This window comes from Tenacibaculum discolor (assembly GCF_003664185.1).
Classification (GTDB): domain Bacteria; phylum Bacteroidota; class Bacteroidia; order Flavobacteriales; family Flavobacteriaceae; genus Polaribacter; species Polaribacter discolor.
The window spans coordinates 349542-370396 of record NZ_RCCS01000004.1; the positions used below are offsets into that span (position 1 = coordinate 349542).

The following is a 20855-nucleotide window of genomic DNA, read 5'->3' on the forward strand; positions in this document are numbered from 1 at the left end:
TATAATTTTAGTGTAAATATACTACCTATTTATAAATTTAGTTATTCTAGATAATAGTTTATATTTGATTGATGGCTTTTTTTAGAAACACTTATTGGGTAAAGCGTATTGCAATTAGTATTTCCTTACTTATCGTTTTATTTATTTTATGGAATACTTACGTGTTTTTTCAAAAATTTAAAAAGGATGAGCGTGCTAAGATGGAGATTTATGCCACTGCTATTAAAGAAGTGGTATCTAACCCAAATTCAGATGGTAACTTTAATTTAGTAAATAAAGTTTATGAAACCATAGAGAATATTCCTTCTATTTTGGTTGGTAAAGATGGACAGATAAAGCAGTTTCATAACTTAGATTCTATTAAGTCTACAGACCCAAAGTATCTTCAACAGCAATTGAACATTATGAAAAAACAGAATGAACCAATTGCGATAGAGTACTTAGGTATTAAAGAACATATTTACTACAGAAATTCTGATCTTTTATACAAACTTAAATACTACCCGCTTGCCTTAGTACTAATTTTAGGGTTATTCCTTACTATTATTTACATGGTGTACAAGTCTAACAAAGTTGCTGAACAAAATAAGTTGTGGACAGGAATGGCTAAAGAAACTGCGCATCAAATAGGAACACCGCTTTCTTCTTTATTAGGTTGGATAGCTATTTTACGTGCTGAGGATGTTAGCAGTGATTATGTTGATGAAATTGAAAAAGATGTGCGACGCTTAAACACCATCGCAAATCGTTTTTCTAAAATAGGATCTCTTCCAGAGTTAAAACCTTTCAACGTTGTATCTATTACTAAAGCTGCTTATGACTACTTAGAAAATAGAAGTTCTAAACAAATTTCTTTTTCTTTTACTACCGAAGCAGAAGAAATTCGCGCCAACCTAAATACCGAGTTATATGGTTGGGTAATAGAAAATTTAATTAAAAATGCTATTGATGCTATGCAAGGTAAAGGAAGTTTATCTGTTAGCATTAGCAAAAACTCTAAGAATATAAAAATTCTAATTACTGATACCGGTAAAGGGATTCCTAAAACACAGTTTTCACAAATATTCAACCCAGGATTTACCACAAAAAAACGCGGTTGGGGACTTGGTTTATCGCTCTCTAAACGTATTATTGAGGATTACCACAGCGGAAAAATACACGTGCTAAGATCTGAAATAGGAAAAGGAACTACTTTTGAAATCTTATTGAATAAGGTTTAGTCCATTTTTATTCTTTTTCTACTCTCTTTTTCATGGTAAGTCCAAAAAGTACTCCTCCTATTCCCCATATAACAATACCAATTATTACACTCTTTAAAGTTATCTTTTCACCATCGTACCATGGATACAGAACGGTCATAACAAAAAACATAGTTGCTCCTCATCCTAAACCAGTTTTCAACCACTTTTTCATAGCTCTTTTTTATTTATTCAAAATTCTTAGCAATCCCTTCAGCAACTGCTACAAACTCTTCATTTGTTAATTTTTCTTTCTTTACAAATCGGATGTCCTCCATGGTTTGTAACGGAATTAAATGCACATGTACATGAGGTACTTCTAAGCCAATTACACTCATTCCTACGCGTTCACATGGAATAGTTTTCTCAATCGCTTTGGCTACTCTGTAAGAAAAAGACATTAATCCATCGTACTCTTCTTTCGATAAGTCAAATAATTTATTTTCTTCTCGCTTAGGAATAACCAATGTATGTCCTTTTGCATTTGGGTTGATATCTAAAAAAGCAAAATAGTTATCGTTTTCTGCTATTTTGTATGATGGAATTTCTCCGTTTATAATCTTTGTAAAAATACTTGCCATGTTTTTTTATTTAATTTTACAGTAAAAATAAAAAAGAAATCGGGTTCTAGCGAAGCTAAAACCCGAATAAATCTTTACTCTTTTATATTTGTTTTTTTCTCTTATCGAGAAATCTCCATAACTTCAAACTTCATAATTCCGTTAGGTACTTGTATTTCGGCTACATCACCTACTTTTTTACCTAATAAACCTTTACCTATTGGTGAGTTTACAGATAACTTTCCGTTTCTTACATCACTTTCACTATCTGCAACAAGTGTGTAGGTAAATTCCATTCCGTTAACCGTATTTTTAATCTTAACTATTGAGTGAATTAAGATTTTAGACATGTCTAACTGACTTTCATCAATAACACGAGCATTAGCTACTACATTTTTTAGCTTAGCTATTTTTGTTTCTAATAACGATTGTTCTTCTTTAGCAGCATGGTATTCTGCATTCTCACTCAAATCTCCTTTATCACGAGCATCCGCTATTTCTTGAGAAACACGTGGTCTTTCTACTTGCTCTAAATGTGCTAACTCTTCTTTAAGTTTCTTTAATCCTTCTTCCGTATAATATGATACATTACTCATCTCTTCTCTCTTTTTAAAATCAACAAACTTTTATATGCTTTCCTTAACGTTTTGTAAGAAGCATATAACTTTTCTTCCTAGAACCCTGAGGGTTAAATTTAAAAATCCCACGCCGCTAGGAATGAGATTGTCTTACAAATGTACAAAATATTTGTAACTTCGTTGCGTTACAATAACAACTTCTATACTAAAAAATGAAAAAAATATTTTATTTATTTCTTGTTATAATTTGTTCTAGCTGTAGTGATAACACTCCTATTAACAATTGCTTTTCTGGAATAAAAATGAATGCTATCATCGATTTATCGCTTCCAGAATTTAGCGGTTTATTAGTTCCTGGAGGAGAATCTCAAAATGTAATACAAGGGAGAAATGTTTTTATTTTTAGAACAGGAACCTCTGGTTACAGAGCTTTTGACCAGCAATGCCCAGAGCAAAACTGTAACTCTTTAATGACTTTTAACGGAGTAGAAATTACCTGTCCTTGCGATGATAAAAAATACAACTACCTTTCAGGTGGTGCTCCTTTAGATGGTGAAGGTTGTAATGCATTAATGTATTTTGTTACTCCCATTAGTAACAATCAGTTAAGAATATCTCGTTAATACTATTTGTACTAACAATTAGATTCTTATTTTTGCAGCAACAACAACACAATTAACACATTTATCGTGAAAAACTACTTTTCTTCAAACTTTAAATTGGGTGTTCTAGGAGGCGGCCAATTAGGAAGAATGTTACTTACCGAAACGCAAAAATTCGATATCTATACTGTTATTTTAGACGGAAATGCTGACGCTCCTTGTGCTCAGATATGTAACGAATTTCATCAAGGAGATTTATTGGATTATGATACTGTTTACAATTTTGGAAAACAAGTAGATTTGTTAACCATAGAAATTGAAAACGTAAATATTGATGCTTTAGATGCTTTAGAAGCTGAAGGGGTAACCATTTTTCCAAAGCCTAAAAACTTAAGAACTATTCAAAATAAAGCACACCAAAAGGTGTTTTATCACGACAATAATATCCCTACGGCTGACTTTTCTAGGTTTACTTCTTTAGAAGAGTTAAAACACGCTATTAGTAACGATGCTGTTACGTTTCCTTTTGTATGGAAATCTGCTCGATTTGGATATGACGGTAATGGGGTAAAAATTGTTCGTGCCATCAGCGATTTAGAAAACCTACCTACTGGTGAGTGTATTTCTGAAAAACTAGTTCCTTTTAAAAATGAATTAGCTGTTATTGTTGCAAGAAATGCAAGCGGGGAAACCAAAACCTATCCTGTAGTTGAAATGGAATTTCACCCAGAAGCTAATCAAGTAGAATATGTAATTTGTCCTGCAAGAATTGAGGATGCAGTTGCCAAAAAAGCGCGCGAAGTTGCTTTAAAAGTTGCTGATGCTTTTGATTTTGTTGGATTATTAGCTGTGGAAATGTTTCAAACTAAAGATGATAATATCTTAGTAAACGAAGCTGCCCCAAGAACTCACAATTCAGGGCATTATTCAATTGAAGCAAGTTATACTAGTCAATTTGAACAACATTTACGTAGTATTTTAAACCTTCCATTAGGAAATACCGAAAGTAAAGTAGCCGGAATCATGGTGAACTTAGTTGGTGCTGAAGGCTATACTGGTGATGTAGTATATGAAAACATCGAAGAAATTTTAAAGATTGACGGAGTTACCCCTCACATCTACGGAAAAAAGACAACCAAACCTTTCCGTAAAATGGGACACGTAACTATTGTTAATGAAGATATAAATGAAGCGAGAAAAGTCGCTCAACAAGTAAAAGAAACTATTAAGGTAATAGCAAAATAACCTCTCGACTACGCTCGAGATGACAAAAACATAAAATTATGGTAGGAATTATCATGGGAAGCGATTCAGACCTTCCAATTATGCAAGAAGCAATTGATATTTTAGAGAGTTTTGATATTCAAGTAGAAGTAGATATTGTATCTGCACACAGAACTCCTGAAAAGTTATTCGATTATGCTAATAACGCACACAAGCGTGGCGTACAAGTTATTGTTGCTGGTGCTGGTGGTGCTGCTCATTTACCTGGAATGGTAGCAAGTATGAGTCCGTTACCAGTAATTGGAGTTCCTGTTAAAAGTAGAAACTCTATTGATGGTTGGGATTCTGTTTTATCTATTCTTCAAATGCCTGGTGGTGTTCCTGTGGCTACAGTTGCTTTAGATGGAGCTAAAAATGCAGGAATCTTAGCAGCTCAAATTATTGGAGCTTCAGACAAATGTGTATTAGACAAAATAATCGCTTATAAAGAAGGCTTAAAACTGAAAGTTGAAAAAGCTTCTGAAAGAGTAAAAAAATAAGTACCTTAGTACAATATTAACTTGAAGACCTCACAGATTTTTTATTTGTGAGGTTTCTTCAATTTTTTAAACTAAATTTTCATGACTAAAAATCCACTTTTACAAGATTTTAATACTCCCCCTTTTTCTCAAATTAAAGAAGAAGATTATAAACCCGCTATAAAGGAAGCTATACAAATAGCAAAAGATGAAATTAACGCCATTGTAGAGAATCCTGAAGCTCCAACTTTTGAAAACACTACGGTTGCTTTAGATAATACAGGTAATACGTTGGATAGAGCTACTTCTATCTTTTTCAACTTAAACTCTGCTGAAACAAATGAAGAAATTCAAAAAATAGCGAAAGATATTTCGCCTTGGTTAAGTGAGTTTAGAAACGACATGATTTTAAATGAAGAATTGTTTAAACGTGTAAAAAACGTATACGATCAATTATCTGATTTAAACCTTACTCCTGAACAAGAAATGTTGCTGGATAAGCAATACAAAAGCTTTGCGCGTAATGGAGCGAATTTAAATGAAGATGATAAAGCTGAGCTTCGCAAAATTGATGCTGAGTTAGCAAAATTATCGTTACAGTTTGGAGAGCATGTATTGGCTGAAACCAATGCTTTTGAATTATTAATTACCAATGAAGATGATTTAGCTGGTTTACCAGAAAGCGCTAAAGAAGCTGCTAAAGAACTTGCTAATTCGAAAGGTAAAGAGGGTTGGATGATTACCTTAGATTATCCAAGCTATATTCCTTTTATGACCTATGCTGATAATAGAGAAATGAGAAAAAAGTTAGCAATAGCTTTTGGTAAAAAAGGATTCCAACAAAATGAATATAACAATGAACAAGTTGTAAAAGACATTGTAACCCTACGTCATAAACGTGCCAATCTATTAGGTTATAAAACCCACGCTCATTTTGTATTAGAAGAGCGTATGGCTGAAACTCCTGAAAAAGTTATGGAGTTTTTAAATGAGTTATTAGAAAAAGCTAAACCTGCTGCACAACGTGAGTTTAAAAATTTAGAAGCGTATGCTAAAAAATTGGATGGAATTGACCAACTGCAAAAATGGGACGGTGCTTACTATTCTGAAAAACTAAAAAAAGAATTATTTAACTTAGATCAAGAGTTACTGAAACCTTACTTTAAATTAGAAAATGTAATTGATGGTGTGTTTACTGTGGCCAACAAATTGTATAATTTACAGTTTGAAGAAATTGACAGTATTGATAAGTATCATGAAGATGTTAAAACCTATGCTGTAACAGATACTGATGGTAATTTTGTTTCGTATTTCTATGCAGATTTTCATCCAAGACCTGGAAAACGTAATGGTGCGTGGATGACTTCTTATAAATCACAATACATGAGTAACGATACTAACGAAAGACCTCAAGTATCTATCGTTTGTAACTTTACCAAACCTACGCAAACTAAACCTTCTTTATTAACTTTTAACGAGGTTACTACCTTATTCCACGAGTTTGGTCACGCCTTACACGGAATGCTTGCAAATACGACATATAAAAGCTTATCAGGAACTTCTGTTTCTTGGGATTTTGTAGAGTTACCTAGCCAAGTTTTAGAAAACTGGTGTTACGAAAAAGAAGCGTTGGAGTTATTTGCAAAACATTATGAGACAGGTGAGGTTATTCCTATGGAATATGTTGAGAAAATTAAAGAATCAGCAAGTTTCCATGAAGGAATGCAAACCCTGCGTCAATTAAGCTTCGGATTATTAGATATGTCTTGGCACTCTGGAGATTCTCCTGAAACAATTACTAATGTTAAAGAATTTGAAACGAATGCTTTCGCAGAAACTAAATTATATCCTGATGTAGCAGAAAACTGTATGAGTACTTCTTTTTCTCATATTTTTCAAGGCGGATACTCAGCTGGATATTACTCTTACAAATGGGCAGAAGTGTTAGATGCTGATGCTTTTGAATATTTTAAAGAGGAAGGTATTTTTAATAAAGAGGTTGCAGATAAATTTAAAAACAACGTATTATCTAAAGGAGGAACAGAAGAGCCTATGGAATTATACAAACGTTTTAGAGGAAGAGAGCCAAAACCAGATGCTTTATTAAGACGCGCTGGATTGATTGACAAGAATTAATACAATTACATTTCAATATTTAAAATAGTCCTTTTTTATAAGAAAGGGACTATTTTTTTTAGAAAAAATTAACACAATTTCACATATAAAAAGTTTGCTCAGCCCTTACTTTTGTTTCCCTACAGTTATAAAAAATGAGCTTGAATAAAAATAGCATATTTAGTAAAATCGCCTCTTTGTCTTTGGTGGTTCTTCTTATGCTTCCTATTCTTATAAAAGCTACCCATCATCATGAAAATGAAGCACACCATCATAACTGTAAAGAAAAATCTACTCACTTACACGAATCGGTAAACGACCATTGTGATATTTGTTATTTTTCTTTTGCTTCATTTGATGTACCTACACAAAATTTCTCACAAGCTTTAGCTATTCTTCCTAGTAAGGCAATAATAGATAATTACAAATCAATTATCTTACCTTCTTACCACTCTCTGAATAGAAAGCTTAGAGGACCTCCTACAAACTTGTAACATATTATTTTTAGAACATTTGTACTCTTTTTATAAGAGTGTGTATTTATGTAACCCTAAAACTAGGTTTTGCACTGTAATTACATATACTTACTCCTATTTATAGTCGTGTGTTCTAAATTTATTTAATCAATAGTCGATTTTTTCTATTTCGGCTAACACAATTCGTTTTTAAATTCTGTTTACAATGACAAAACAAAGCTTAGGTGCTTTATTTTGTGTATTGTTTCATGCAATTCTTTTTAGTCAGAATACCAGTTCTGTTACTATTAAGGTAATTGATGGAGCAACACAAAGTGAGTTACCCAATGCTCACGTGAGTATTGGTTCAAAGCACGCCTACACAAACACTAAAGGAAATAGTAGTTTTTACAAACTTTTGAACAAAGAGTATCTCTTAACTGTTACTCATGTTGGATATGTTAGTTATCAAGAAAACATATCTCCTACTAACTCAGTAATAATTATCCCTTTAACACAAGACAATTCAGTGTTAAATGAGGTGGTTATTGCACAAAACCCTAAAAAAACACTAACAAAGTTCTCCAGTAACACACAAAGGATTGATGTTAGTTTTTTAGAGAAAAACAGAGACAATAGTTTAATGCAAACTCTTAAAGATATTCCAGGGGTTAGCACAATTACTATTGGTTCTGGTCAATCCAAACCTACTATTAGAGGTTTAGGTTTTAATAGAGTTGTTGTTGTTGAAAATGGTATAAAACACGAAGCACAACAATGGGGAGCCGATCATGGTTTGGAAATAGACCAATATAATATTGATAATATTGAGGTTACTAAAGGAGCTGCTTCATTGCTCTATGGTTCTGATGCAATATCTGGGGTAATTAGCTTGAAAAATAACTTACTACCTGATGTTAATTCTTTTTCAGGTGAACTAAACCTCACCAACAGAAGTAACAACGATTTTTATGGAGTTTCTTTGGGAGTTAAACAACGTTATAATCATTGGTATTACAAAGCTAGAATAACTCATGAAGATTATGGCGACTATAAAGTTCCTACCAAAAAAATCACATACGATAATTACATTTTTGACTTGCATAAAAACTACTTACGTAACACAGCAGGGTACAATCATAATGTTGGAGTTTCTATAGGTTATGTATCAGATAATATTAGCTCTATAACTTCTTTTAGTAATGTAAATTCTAAAAATGGTTTTTTCGCTAATGCACATGGTCTTGAAGTGAGAACTTCTAAAATAGATTACGATGCTGACAATAGAGATATTGATTTACCACATCATAAAGTCAATCATTTTAAAATAACAAATAATACCAGTTTTTTGTTCCCCAATTACACGTTAGATGTTGAGCTTGGGCTTCAAAAAAATCATCGCGAAGAACACTCAGAACCTGTTCCGCATGGTTATATGCCCAAGCCGTCATCTACAATGGAACGCTTGTTTAAGAAGGACACCTACAGTCTTAATTTAAAAAATCAATTACACTATTTTGAAAAACATAAAGTTACCACGGGTATAAACTTAGAGTACCAAGATAATGCTATTGATGGCTGGGGATTTCTTATTCCTGAATATACTCGTTTTACAGTTGGGGCTTTTGTATACGATCAAATAAAACTCAACAACAATTTATATTTAGATGGTGGTATACGCTACGATTATGGTGTAATAAAAACACAACCCTATTACGAATGGTTTTTATCTCCAGTTACTGACGAAAACGGAAATACTACTCAGCAACAACTACAGCGTTCAGAAAGAAAGAATTTAACTTTTGGAAGTTTTAGTGCTTCAGCTGGATTAAGTTATGGACTTAAAAACACATCGTATAAAATAAATATAGGTAAGAGTTTTAGAATTCCACTAGCAAACGAATTGGCTTCGGACGGAGTAAATTATCACATGTACCGATATGAAGAAGGGAATCTTGATTTAGAGCCTGAAAGTTCTTATCAAATAGACGGAGAGTTTAAAGCAAACTTTAGTAAAGCTTCTATTCAGGTTACTCCTTTTGTTAATTATTTTGATAATTATATTTATTTAAGCCCAACTTCAGAGTATTACGAAACACTTCAGAAGTATCAATACAGTCAAAGTCGTGTTTTTAGATATGGCGGTGAAATTATGGTACAATATAAACCTATTGATAAATTATCGATTACGGGTTCTTTAGAGTATGTAAAAGCAAGGCAGTTAAGTGGAAAAAAGAAAAACTTCACTCTTCCCTTTTCTCCTCCGTTAACAGGAGTTGTTTCGCTTGAGTATACATTGAATCCTTGGTTAACTTTTGGCGACACTAAACTATTCTCAAGTGTACGATTGGTTTCGGATCAAAACAATATTGTACCCCCTGAAAAAACGACAGAAGGGTATTCTTTAATAAATATTGGTTTGCATACGAGTGTAGATCTTTTCTCAAAAAAACAACCTCTTAAAATTCAAGGGAGGTTAAATAACATTTTAAACAACAAAGTATTCGACCACACTAGTTTCTATAGACTTATAGAAGTTCCTGAGCCTGGAAGAAACTTTTCAATAACAATTATACAAACATTTTAATCATTTAATTTTTTTAATCATGAAAAACACATTTAAATCAGCAATCTTATTTTTTGTAAGCCTTTTAATTATTTCTTGTAGTGATGAAGATAACATACCAGAAACTTTTGATGAAAACATCAATACAGAACGCTTTAAAAGTATGGAATTAGGTAATTCTGATTTTGTTTTACCACAATCAAACGTAGATGTTCATATTGAATTTGACTATGAAGGAACTAGTAAGGTTTCTAAAATTTATTTTGATGTTGAAGCTTTTGATGTTCCAAAAGTAAAGACAGGTGAGTTAATTTGGGAATTAAAGAATCATTTAGTTCCTGTTGATAGCTATGAAGGTCAATTAAACCCTCACATACATTACCATGTGTATTTTGATGAAGAGAACAAATACACTCCTTCTTTTACCCCTGCTGAAGGAGTTTATAAGTTTAAAATTACAGTTGAACATGAAGACGGAACTAAAAGTGCCATTACTAAAAAGTTACACATTATTCAAAAGTTTAAAGACTTAGAAATTGGTGATAATAACTCAATCGCTTTTGGAAAAGATGAGCTACATACCGAATTTGAATATGTTTCTGGTAATAATACTGTTACTGAAATTAAATACGAATTTTGGTTCAAAGAATGGAGAGAAGGACAAAATGTTGAAGTTGGTAAGTGGGATAAAGTAATTTCTATTTTACCTAAAGAATTGTATGAAGGAGTTAAAAACCCGCACATACATTATCATTACGATTTAATTCCTGGAGCTCCTGTAGGAAGTTACTGGTTAAACATCTATGCAAAAGAGAGTGGTGAAAGCGAAACTGTAAAGTTGTCTATTCCAATCGAAATAAAGTAATTATAACTCAAAAGGCTACTTGGTTTTTCAAGTAGTCTTTTACAATAACAAACTATTATGAAATTATTAAAAACAACAAGTGCTTTTCTTCTATTAATCTTATTAAACATAAGCTGTAGTAGTGAGTCTGAAGAACCAGATACAGAAAAGCCAACTATTACTTTAAACTACAACGAAGGTTTTCCCAAGTCGTGTACTGTTTTAGAAAAAGGGAAAGAATATACCATACGAGTAAAAGTCTCTGACAACATTGCATTGGCTACTTACGCTATAGACATTCATCATAATTTTGATCATCATACACACGATGATCAAGACTCTAATTGTGAGTTATCTCCTATAAAAGATCCTGTTTCACCTTTAATTTTTATGGAAAACTATACTATTGATAACAATCGTAATGAATATGAAGTAGTACAAAACATTACAATTCCTGCTGATATTGATTCTGGCGATTACCATTGTCAAATTTCTGTAATCGATGTTACTGGATGGCAAAGTAGAACCTCAGTAGATATTAAAATTGAATAAGCTCTACTTCTTATTCTTTTCCTCAATCCACTTGCTCATAAATTTTGTAGCCTGTAAGGTTTGATGTTGTAACAAACTTCCAAGAAAATTTTGTGTACGATGTGTTTCAAGGTTTTCTTGGATTTCTTTTATTTTGTTTACAAAAGAAAAAGCTAATTTTTCTTTATCATATATCGAATTGATAATTGCAATTCCTTTTTGTTGAGACTTTTTCCAAAGAATATCATAAGTATACAGCTCTATAGCTTTGTTAGCAAACTTCTCAAAATCATCTTCTATAAATCCGTTCCAAGGTAAATTTCCATGCATACCTTCTGCACCTATTGAAGTAGTAACACTTGGAGTACCACATTCCATTGCTTCGGTTAATTTCCCTTTAATTCCGGCGCCAAAACGAATTGGAGCTAGCACTACTCTAGCATTTTTAACTACTTCGAGTGCATTTTCTGCAAAACCTTTTATAATAAATCCTTCTTTTGGTTTATGCAATTGCTGAATTTGCTGCGTTGCATAGGCTCCGTAAATATGTAACTCTGCCTCTGGTAATTGCTTTCTTATCGTTTTCCAAATTGTTTTTAATTGTAAAACAGCATCGACATTTGGAGCATGAAAAAAGTTACCTATAAACACAAAATGTTTTCGTTCTTCAAACGACTTCCATTTTTTCACTACTTTTTCATCAATTGAACTCAATAAAAAAGGTAAATGATATAGTAAAGATTCATCAACTTTAAAAACGTCTTTCAATAACTGCATTTCGTAAGTTGAAATAATCAAACTCATATCACAACGTAAAATAGCAGCGATTTCTCGTTTTGCTTCATCCGAATTCAACAATGCTTCTATAGAAAATTGTTTTCCTTTTTTTAATTGTTGATGGCGTGTTTTACGTAAAAAATGTAAATCTTCTGTATCTAAAACTCGTAAAGCTTCCGGGCAATGTTCAGCTACACGCCAACCAAATTGTTCTTCCATCATAAAACGATCGAACAACACAACATCAGGTTGCTGTTCTTTAATAAAATCATCAAAAGAACTTGAATTCAATTCAATCGATTTTTCCTCAACTCCTAACTCTGCTAAGTTTAAAGAGTTTTCTGTTTTTTGGGCGGGTGTTGCAAAAGTAATGGTATAGTTTTGGTTTTTAAAAACATTAAGTAACTGTAACATTCGGTTACCAGCTCCTGTAGTTTTTTCTATCCAAACATATCCAATTATTAAAAGTTGTTGCATTAATTTAGTTAGCTAGCTGCATTTTGTAATCACCTTGTACACTTTTAGCCCAGTTAATTACTTGCTCAACTTCTTCTTTAGTTAAACGAGCATCGGCATGTGTCCAAGTATAAGAATCTAATGGCATTTTTCCTTTTTCTACTTCCTCCCAAACTTCTTCCATTTTATGTTCTTTTCTTTTTAAGGAATAAGTAGCCCATTCAGAAAAATTCAATTCTTCTTTTCCATGGTTTACGTGGTCAGCCAACCAATAGTTAACTGGCGTAATACTACTATACCAAGGATAACGAGTTGAATTACTATGACAATCAAAACATGCTGTTTTTAATATTTTGTGTACCTGATCATTTGGTTTGGTTTCTTTTATAAAAGCTTCAACTGTAGTTATTTCTCCTTGATTTTTTTCTGGTTGAAAAAACTGCGCTATTACCAATAGTATTAATAAGAATCCTATAATTTTTTTGAAAATTTTCATACAACGAATTTAAGTTTTAAAGATATGAAAACTAATTTTATCGACAAATAATTGTATTTTTGTGCTTCATTATTTATGAAAAAATAAAACACAACTCATGAAATACGATTTAATCGTTATTGGTTCTGGTCCAGGAGGGTACATTGCTGCTATCAGAGCCGCTCAATTAGGTTCTAAAGTTGCTATTATCGAAAAGTACTCAACTTTAGGTGGAACTTGTTTAAATGTTGGATGTATTCCTTCAAAAGCTTTATTAGATTCTTCGCACCATTACTATGATGCAGTAAATCATTTCGAAGAGCATGGTATCTCTGTTGAGAAGCCTTCTTTTGACTTCGGAAAAATGGTAGCTCGTAAAGCAAATGTAGTAGAAACTACTACTGGAGGTATCAAATATTTAATGGATAAAAACAATATTGAGGTTTACGAAGGTTTAGGTTCTTTTGAAGATGCTACACATGTAAAAATCACAAAAAATGATGGTACTGAAGAAGTAATTGAAGGTACTAACATTATAATAGCTACTGGTTCTAAACCATCTTCTTTACCTTTTATTACTATTGATAAAGAGCGTGTAATAACTTCTACTGAAGCTTTAAAACTTCCTGAAGTTCCTAAGCACTTATTAGTTATTGGTGGTGGTGTTATTGGTTTAGAGTTAGGTTCAGTTTATAAGCGTTTAGGTGCTGATGTAACTGTTATCGAGTATGCTCCAACAATTACTCCTACTATGGATAAAGATGTTTCTAAAGAACTTACTAAGGTTTTAAAGAAACAAGGTATGAAAATTAATGCTAGCCACGGTGTAACTTCTGTTGAAAGAAATGGTGACGAAGTTGTGGTAAAAGCTACTAATAAAAAAGGTGAAGAGGTTACTTTTACTGGTGATTACTGTTTAGTTTCAGTAGGTCGTCGTCCGTATACTGAAGGATTAGCTTTAGAAAAAGCGGGTGTTAAAGTTACTGAAAGAGGAATGGTTGAAGTAAATGATCATTTACAAACTAACGTTTCTAACATTTATGCTATTGGTGATGTAGTTCGTGGAGCTATGTTAGCACACAAAGCAGAAGAAGAAGGTGTGGTTGTAGCTGAATATTTGGCTGGACAAAAACCTCACATCGACTATAACTTAATTCCTGGTATTGTTTACACTTGGCCAGAAGTAGCGGCTGTTGGTAAAACTGAACAAGAATTAAAAGATGCTGGTGTTGATTACAAGTCTGGAAAATTCTCAATGCGTGCATTAGGACGTTCTCGTGCAAGTGGAGATACTGATGGATTTGTAAAAGTATTGGCTGATAAAAATACAGATGAAGTATTAGGAGTTCATATGGTAGGTGCTCGTGTAGCTGACTTAATTATGGAAGCATCCGTAGCAATGGAATACAGAGCTTCTGCGGAAGATTTAGCTCGTATTTGCCATGGACACCCAACATACTCTGAAGCTGTAAAAGAAGCAGCTAAAGCAGCTTGGGATGGACAACCGTTAAATGCTTAATAAAAAGCTTTAAAATATACTTAAAAAAGCAATCTCGTTTGAGGTTGCTTTTTTTTGATTAAATTAATTTAGTTATCGATAAATACAACCTTAAATGCAAAAAAGAATAAACCTTTTATTTTCTGTATTTTTCTTATTTAATCTAGTTTCTTGTAAAACTCACAGAAAAGATTTCGAAAAAGAATTTTATTATCCCAATTCCTCCGACTTCTCATTAAGTAAAAATTATCAATATATAGAACTGAATGGATTTAATGACTTTAGCCAATTAGTCGATAGTCTTGAGAATTTAAACTATGACGAAAAAAGAGCTTATTTAAAAATTGATAGTAATAAAAAAAGATATAACGTTCTTGTATCAACAACTTTTGGTAAATGTTATCCTGTATTTATTAAGCTTAAAAATATTTTAAGTATTTCAAAAGATAGTTTGAGAAAAGAAAAAAACTACCCTATCAAAAATTTAAAAAGTATTCTTAAAAAAGACTTTTCAAATTTTGGGAAAGATTATGACTATTCAGACTCTCCAGAAAAACTTATTATTTCTTTGACCTGTGAAATAGATGAATTAGAAAACTTAATCATAAAAGTATCCGAAGCTTTTAATGAAATTCAACAAGAATCATCTGACTCTCTTAAGTTAAATATATTTGTAAACAGAAGAATAGAAGTACTTCCACCACCACCAATAATTAAGGACTTAGAAAGATTTATAGACAACAATTAAATAAAAAATCCCGAACTAAATAGTTCGGGACTTCTTATTTGTATGACCTTATTTCTTATTGAATTCCGTAGAAAGAACTCATGTTATCTTCAATTTCAGACGCTTTTTTAACCGCCTCATACATTTGGAACGTTTTGTTCTGTCTTTCGTTAGCAATACGCTTTCTGTACGTATCGTAGTTTGGTAATGCTGTTGGTAATTCTTTCTTTTCAACAACAAAAGCAAACACCCCTTTATCTCCTACTACATTTTTAACTACTTCGTTCTCTTTTGCGTTAATCATTGCTCCTACTACTTTTGGTTCAAAACCTACACCTGAAATTGTTGGTGATTGTAAGTTTACATCTGTAGCAGTTCTAACTGTTTGACTTACTGATTTAGCGATTTCATCTAATGTTGAGCCACTAATTTTATCTTCAATCATTTTTGCTTTACGCTCGTTTGTTAAGATAGGACGTACACTTGCAGTTGCTTTATCTACTGGCATTAATCCTTTTTCAGTTTTTGCAGTTAATACAGCTACTACATATCCACCTTCTACATCAAAACGTTTAAAGTCTCCTTCGTTTACTTCTTTTTCAAATGCCCAAGTAATGATTTGTCTTTCACCACCTACACCTGGTACGTTTTCATCTAAAGACTTTAATCCTACCGCTGGCAAAGAAGTTAAGTTTTTTTCTTTTATAGCTTCTTCAAAATCTTTTCCATTTGCTAACTCTAAAGCTAATGTTTCTGCATTTTGGAATACTGCATTTTCTGTTTCTTCTGAAGCTTCTATCTTACGTCCAAAAGTAGCTAACTTTACTACTGGTTGGAAGTTCTTTTGACCATCTATTTTAATTACGTGAAATCCGAATTGAGATTTTACAACTCCCATATCACCTTCTTTTCCTTCAAAAACAAAGTCTCTAAATGATGGTACCATTCTGTTATAAGCAAACCAATCATAGAATCCACCTTTTTCTGCAGAACCTTGATCTGATGACATTTCTTTAGCTAAATCTGCAAACTTAGATTTATCAGCTTTAACAACAGCTAATAAACTATCTGCAGTCTTCTTAGCTTCTTCTTCAGTTTGAACAACTGTAGCATCAGCACTTGCAGAACCAACAAAAGGAATTAAAATATGACTTGCTTGTGCAGAATCTGGTAATTGTTTTACTTCTGTAATTTTAGATAATTTAAAGAATCCTGCATCTTTATATGGTCCAAAAACATCTCCTTCTTTACCATTGAAAACTTCTTCGGCAATTACTTGAGGTACTTGAATCTTAAACTTGTAGTTATCATCTAATCTTAAATCAGATTCGTTTTCTTCTAAAAACTCACTATAGTTTGTAGTATTTTTTAATCCTTTTACAGGAGTATTGTTTATTACTGAATCATCAATTAATTTTGCTACGTTAGCTTTAATAGCTTCTTCATCTTCTGTAGTAGGCTCTATATTAAACTTTACAATGTTAATATCTCTTGAAGCTTCTACTTGGAAAGCATCTTGATGTTTGTTTATATAATTTTGAACATCACTTTTCTTTAATGTTACCAAACTATCAGCTATTGTAGTATATGGTACATACACATACTTACCAGATACTTTTGTGTTTTCTGTAAAGTATTTAGATTCTCCTTCTTTTAATGAAGCTCCTAAACCAGCTGCAACTAGGTTATCGTATGTTGTTTTTTCTATATTGCTTTTTATTGAAGCCATATATTTTTGCCAAGCACCCCATTCTTGTCCATTCTCTTCTTTAATGGTAGCCAAGTGCTCTTTTAACTTATTTTTATCGAAAATTCCTGAAGTTTGGAATCTAGCATCATTTTGAATTACTGGAGTTTCGTATAAGGCATTTAAGATATCAGCATCTCCAACGGTAATTCCTGCTTCTTCTAATTGCTTTTTGTATATCTTTTGACGGATTAAGTTATTCCATACTGCTTTTGCAGCTTGCATCTCAGACATGTTATTTCCTGTTTGTGCTTTGTAAGCATCTAAAGCTTCAGCAAACTCTTGACGAGAAATGGCTTCGCCATTAACTTCACCTATTTCGTTTACTTTATTTGCGCTAAAAAAGTCTGATATTGTAGAAGGGTCTAATACAAAAGCAAAAAGTGCTAAACCAATTACAAGAATTAAGAACATTGAGCGTTCTCTAATTTTCGATAAAATTGCCATACGTAATTTATTTTATTAACAGTGTGCGAAAATACAATTTCACATTAAATAATGCAATGTTTTTTTACGCTGTTTTTGAGGGAGTTCTAGGTAAATGAAGGAAAGTTAATCTTCTTTACGTATAACTCTAAAATAAATATCATCAATCTTAGTTGCGCTTACTTTTAAGATTTTAATTTGGAAGTTTTCTATATGTAAAATCTCGTCTTGTAATGGTATTGTTTCAGTATGGTTTAAAATAAAACCTCCTATTGTTTCGTAAGCCTCTTCTTTTGGAATACTCAAGTTATACTCTTCATTTAGGTAATCAACTTCTAAACGAGCTGAAAAATTAAACTCATTTTCACTAATTCTTTCTTCTAATAATTGTTGTGTATCATGCTCATCTTCAATCTCTCCAAATAATTCCTCAACAATATCTTCAACAGTAATAATACCTGATGTCCCACCATATTCATCGACTACAACTGCTATGCTTTTGCGTTTTTTTATTAAGTTGTTAAGCACATCGTTAATAATCATCGATTCTGGTACAAACTCTACTGGTAACAAAATTGACTTGATAGTACGTGGTTTCTTAAAAAGCTCAAAAGCGTTTACATAACCTAAAATCTCATCTAACGAATTTTTATAAACCAAGATTTTTGATAAACCTGTTGTAATGAACATTTTTTTAAGGTTGCTTACTGTTTCATGTAAATCTACAGCAACAATTTCAGTTCTTGGTACCATAATTTCACGAGATTTCACCTTATGAAACTCTAATGCGTTTTGAAAAATTTGAATTTCAGAATCTACCTGTTCTTCATCATTTCCTGCATCTAATTGTTCTGAAATATAGTTTCCAAGCTCCTCTTTACTAAATTCGGTTTGAATTTCATCTTCTTTTGTTCGAAAAAAGACATGCAAGAAAAAATCTGAAATTTTAGTAATTACCCATGTAACTCCATAAAAAATAACGTAAAAAACATACGCAGGTATAGCAAAAAACTTTAGCATTTCATTTGCATAAATTCTAAAGATAGCCTTTGGTAAAAACTCTGCTGTTACCAAGATAATTACTGTTGAAATAAGTGTTTGCGTTAGTAAACTTATATCAGACAATACATAATTAACAACTGTATAGTCTGAAGGTAAAAAAGATTGAAACCATCCCATTAACAGCTCTCCCATAAAGTAACTATAAATTACTAAAGCTACATTATTACCTACGAGCATAGTAGTAATAAACTTAGAGGATTTTTCAGTTAGTTTGGTTAGGATTTTAGAAAGTAATCCATCTCCCTTTTTCTCTAACTCTATGTGAAGTTTATTTGCTGAAATAAAAGCTATCTCCATCCCAGAGAAAAAGGCTGAAAATAAAATAGAAGTAAGAATAATTAAGAGTTCGGGTTGCATTAACGTTCTTTGTTTCTTTTTTCTACTTTTCTTCTAAAATGTCGTTTAAAGAAGAAAATTAATATGATAAAGATAGCAAATCCAAACATAATAAACGCTTCTTGTCTATCGGAATTCCACTTTAAGATTCCTTCAACAAAAAAGATTACCCCTATAACTAAGTATCCGTATTGTAAATATTTCCAAAGTGCGTTCATTATATATCTTTTTGTGTTGTTTCTATATCTCCTGTAATATCTTTAGCTATCCACTTACTCAAATCTTCACTCGACTCAAATCCAAAGCCATTAATTTCAGATTCTGGAGTTGTAAATCGAAAACCATCTTCTGTAAAAAAGTAATGTTCTTTTTGATCCCAGAATAATTGATTAGTTTCTAGTCTTGTTTGATTCGTATGATTGGTAATCACCACATTTCCTCTGATTTCAGATACTTTTGTTTTGTTGTAAGTTAACGCATAATTCCCTGAAATTGTTGTTGAGTCTTTCCCTGTCTTATCAATTGTTACAATTTCAATTCCTTTAGGAAACTCACTATATGGGTGTTCTTTTCTATTTGAGTAATCATAAAAAACAGGTGCTTTTGTTTTTGAACTTATTCTTCCAGAATCTTTATGAACATGATAAATATTTACTGCCGAACCTACTGGTAAATTTTTATCTGCAAGAAAATCTCGTACCTCTTTCTTTGAATTGGTACAAGAAAAAAACATTGCCACCAAACAAATGGTAGCAATGCTATTGTATATATGTTTTGCTTTTTTAAGCATTAATTTCTATTAAGGTACACGAACAGTTTCTCCAATCCAACATCCAACTCTATAACTAGCTCCTGAAGACATTCCTTTTTGGAAAATTAACTTTTTAGAAGGTGCGTTCTTTTTGTAACTAGAAATATATCTTCCAGCTCCACATCCTGGGTCAACTTTTTTAGCTTTTAAAGCCTTATTTAAAGCTGCTACATACACCATTCTTTTTTCGAACTCATCACTACCACAAGAGTTAGCACTTCTTTGGTATAAACTTGCAATGAATAAGTATGCTTTACCCATATTAGGGTTGTACTTTAATGCTTCGTAGGCTAAAGCTCTAGCTCTACTTCCTCCAGCACTTTGAGCTTCTCTTAACTTGTACTTAGCCTTTTTAAACGGATCTGTTTCTAAGTCGAATGCTTTTTTTCTCATTTCAGCAGCTCCACTCTTATCACCGTTCTTAGCTAAAACTCCTGCTAAGAAGTTATATGCGTCGGCAGACTGTGTTACTTTAGCATACTCGTTTGCTAACTTCTCAAATAAAGGATCTGTTTGACACTCTTTATTATACATTCTTGATACTGCTCTTTTTAACCAAACACCATCAGTTTTGTTTTCTTCGAAGTCTCTAGAGTAAATAGGTATTAATCTTTCACATGTTGCTATCTTAGAAATCATTGCATCTAAACCTCCTTCAACTTTACCTAATAATCCTGAGTTAATCGTATAAGCTCTTAAGTTTCTTTTCTCTCTAGAAGTAGTAGTCCCTACAGAATCCTTCTCTTGTAATTTTGCTATCTTCTTACTGTAATCTTCTAACTTCTCATCTACAGATTCCATCACATCATCATAGGTATCAAAAACTTTTTGAGGATTTGTATCTTGGTACTTATCTGCTATCATTTGGAAATATCTGAAGATATTTTTTACTCCCATATCTTTAGCTCCAGCCTTATATCCTTTTTCTAAGATTTCAAAAACTTCATCATCTGACGCTAATTTATTTTCAATTAAAAAATCTGCATAATCACTATGTGCTTTAGCTGGATCTTTATCTGGAAAATTAGCTAACCTTGTTTCATATACTTTCTTAGCTAAAACAGGATCTTTTAAGTTTTCTGCAACTTTAGCACCATATTTATAAATATTAATAGATAATGAAGCACAATTATCTAACAAGTACTCTAAATTAGGTTTTGCTTGGGCATATTTCTTAGTTGTAGCATCCCCTTTAAAAAGGTTATACTTGATATGACATTCTTGGCTTGCTTGCGCTTTCGCTCCATTTACGGCTACAAACAAAAATAATCCTGTTAGTAAATACGTAATTTTTTTCATCGTTCTCAGT

General features: G+C 32.2%; 21 protein-coding genes. 11 read left to right on the plus strand and 10 right to left on the minus strand.

The genetic code is table 11. The annotated features are described in order from the left end of the window. Positions 1 to 71 precede the first annotated feature (71 nt). On the plus strand, positions 72 to 1220 hold the full coding sequence (locus tag C8N27_RS02110) for a sensor histidine kinase (protein WP_121146099.1): 1149 nt from the start codon (positions 72 to 74) through the stop codon (positions 1218 to 1220). A gap of 7 nt (positions 1221 to 1227) precedes the next feature. Here the strand turns inward: C8N27_RS02110 and C8N27_RS16130 are convergent, their stop codons facing one another. The 3 genes from C8N27_RS16130 to greA form a co-directional block, all read right to left on the minus strand. After that, positions 1228 to 1359 (minus strand): hypothetical protein, encoded by a 132-nt coding sequence (locus C8N27_RS16130; protein WP_255406699.1) that lies wholly within the window; start codon positions 1357 to 1359, stop codon positions 1228 to 1230. A gap of 67 nt (positions 1360 to 1426) precedes the next feature. Continuing rightward, positions 1427 to 1819 carry an HIT family protein gene (locus C8N27_RS02115; protein ID WP_121146100.1) on the minus strand — a complete coding sequence of 131 codons (393 nt, stop codon included), beginning with the start codon at positions 1817 to 1819 and terminating at the stop codon, positions 1427 to 1429. A 101-nt stretch (positions 1820 to 1920) separates the two neighbouring features. Continuing rightward, a complete protein-coding gene (gene greA / locus C8N27_RS02120; RefSeq protein ID WP_099215937.1) occupies positions 1921 to 2394 on the minus strand; it encodes a transcription elongation factor GreA in 474 nt (157 codons plus the stop codon). A gap of 194 nt (positions 2395 to 2588) precedes the next feature. On the opposite strand from greA, the gene C8N27_RS02125 reads away from it, so the two are divergent. The 8 genes from C8N27_RS02125 (at position 2589) to C8N27_RS02160 (ending at position 11252) form a co-directional block, all read left to right on the plus strand. Continuing rightward, positions 2589 to 2999: a Rieske (2Fe-2S) protein gene (locus C8N27_RS02125; protein WP_121146101.1), complete on the plus strand. Its 411-nt coding sequence runs from the start codon at positions 2589 to 2591 to the stop codon at positions 2997 to 2999. Positions 3000 to 3065: 66 nt separating this feature from the next. Next, the gene (locus tag C8N27_RS02130) at positions 3066 to 4223 is read left to right on the plus strand and encodes a 5-(carboxyamino)imidazole ribonucleotide synthase (RefSeq protein WP_121146102.1); all 1158 of its coding nucleotides are present in this window, start codon (positions 3066 to 3068) and stop codon (positions 4221 to 4223) included. Between the two features lie 38 nt (positions 4224 to 4261). Next, the gene (gene purE / locus C8N27_RS02135) at positions 4262 to 4741 is read left to right on the plus strand and encodes a 5-(carboxyamino)imidazole ribonucleotide mutase (RefSeq protein WP_099215934.1); all 480 of its coding nucleotides are present in this window, start codon (positions 4262 to 4264) and stop codon (positions 4739 to 4741) included. Between the two features lie 81 nt (positions 4742 to 4822). Next, on the plus strand, positions 4823 to 6856 hold the full coding sequence (locus tag C8N27_RS02140; protein ID WP_121146103.1) for a M3 family metallopeptidase: 2034 nt from the start codon (positions 4823 to 4825) through the stop codon (positions 6854 to 6856). 134 nt (positions 6857 to 6990) lie between these two features. Beyond that, positions 6991 to 7329 (plus strand): hypothetical protein, encoded by a 339-nt coding sequence (locus C8N27_RS02145; RefSeq protein WP_141554058.1) that lies wholly within the window; start codon positions 6991 to 6993, stop codon positions 7327 to 7329. A 187-nt stretch (positions 7330 to 7516) separates the two neighbouring features. After that, entirely contained in the window at positions 7517 to 9877 is a 2361-nt protein-coding gene (locus tag C8N27_RS02150; protein WP_121146104.1) for a TonB-dependent receptor, read from the plus strand. A gap of 19 nt (positions 9878 to 9896) precedes the next feature. After that, entirely contained in the window at positions 9897 to 10721 is an 825-nt protein-coding gene (locus tag C8N27_RS02155) for a hypothetical protein (protein ID WP_121146105.1), read from the plus strand. 57 nt (positions 10722 to 10778) lie between these two features. Continuing rightward, complete coding sequence (locus C8N27_RS02160) at positions 10779 to 11252, plus strand: DUF4625 domain-containing protein (RefSeq protein ID WP_121146106.1); 474 nt, start codon at positions 10779 to 10781, stop codon at positions 11250 to 11252. Positions 11253 to 11255: 3 nt separating this feature from the next. On the opposite strand, the gene C8N27_RS02165 is transcribed toward C8N27_RS02160, so the two are convergent. Both C8N27_RS02165 and C8N27_RS02170 read right to left on the minus strand, forming a co-directional pair. Then, entirely contained in the window at positions 11256 to 12485 is a 1230-nt protein-coding gene (locus tag C8N27_RS02165) for a glycosyltransferase (RefSeq protein WP_121146107.1), read from the minus strand. Between the two features lie 4 nt (positions 12486 to 12489). Then, complete coding sequence (locus tag C8N27_RS02170; RefSeq protein WP_099215927.1) at positions 12490 to 12960, minus strand: heme-binding domain-containing protein; 471 nt, start codon at positions 12958 to 12960, stop codon at positions 12490 to 12492. A 97-nt stretch (positions 12961 to 13057) separates the two neighbouring features. Between C8N27_RS02170 and lpdA the strand changes: the two genes are divergently transcribed. Together lpdA and C8N27_RS02180 are read left to right on the plus strand one after the other, a co-directional pair. Beyond that, a complete protein-coding gene (gene lpdA / locus C8N27_RS02175; RefSeq protein ID WP_121146108.1) occupies positions 13058 to 14458 on the plus strand; it encodes a dihydrolipoyl dehydrogenase in 1401 nt (466 codons plus the stop codon). 94 nt (positions 14459 to 14552) lie between these two features. Beyond that, positions 14553 to 15185, plus strand: a complete 633-nt coding sequence (locus C8N27_RS02180) for a hypothetical protein (RefSeq protein WP_121146109.1) — start codon at positions 14553 to 14555, stop codon at positions 15183 to 15185. Positions 15186 to 15240: 55 nt separating this feature from the next. Here C8N27_RS02180 and C8N27_RS02185 read toward each other — a convergent pair whose 3' ends face one another. The 5 genes from C8N27_RS02185 to C8N27_RS02205 all read right to left on the minus strand — a co-directional run bounded on the left by C8N27_RS02185 (position 15241) and on the right by C8N27_RS02205 (position 20845). Continuing rightward, positions 15241 to 17358: a peptidylprolyl isomerase gene (locus C8N27_RS02185; RefSeq protein WP_121146110.1), complete on the minus strand. Its 2118-nt coding sequence runs from the start codon at positions 17356 to 17358 to the stop codon at positions 15241 to 15243. 105 nt (positions 17359 to 17463) lie between these two features. Beyond that, entirely contained in the window at positions 17464 to 18756 is a 1293-nt protein-coding gene (locus C8N27_RS02190; protein ID WP_099215923.1) for a hemolysin family protein, read from the minus strand. Further along, positions 18756 to 18953, minus strand: coding sequence for a hypothetical protein (locus tag C8N27_RS02195; protein ID WP_099215922.1), 198 nt, complete (start codon positions 18951 to 18953; stop codon positions 18756 to 18758). The genes C8N27_RS02190 and C8N27_RS02195 overlap by 1 nt, the downstream gene beginning before the upstream one ends. Then, a complete protein-coding gene (gene lptC, locus C8N27_RS02200) occupies positions 18953 to 19525 on the minus strand; it encodes an LPS export ABC transporter periplasmic protein LptC (protein WP_237270920.1) in 573 nt (190 codons plus the stop codon). The genes C8N27_RS02195 and lptC overlap by 1 nt, the downstream gene beginning before the upstream one ends. Positions 19526 to 19534: 9 nt before the next feature. After that, complete coding sequence (locus C8N27_RS02205) at positions 19535 to 20845, minus strand: hypothetical protein (RefSeq protein WP_121146111.1); 1311 nt, start codon at positions 20843 to 20845, stop codon at positions 19535 to 19537. Positions 20846 to 20855: the final 10 nt, after the last annotated feature.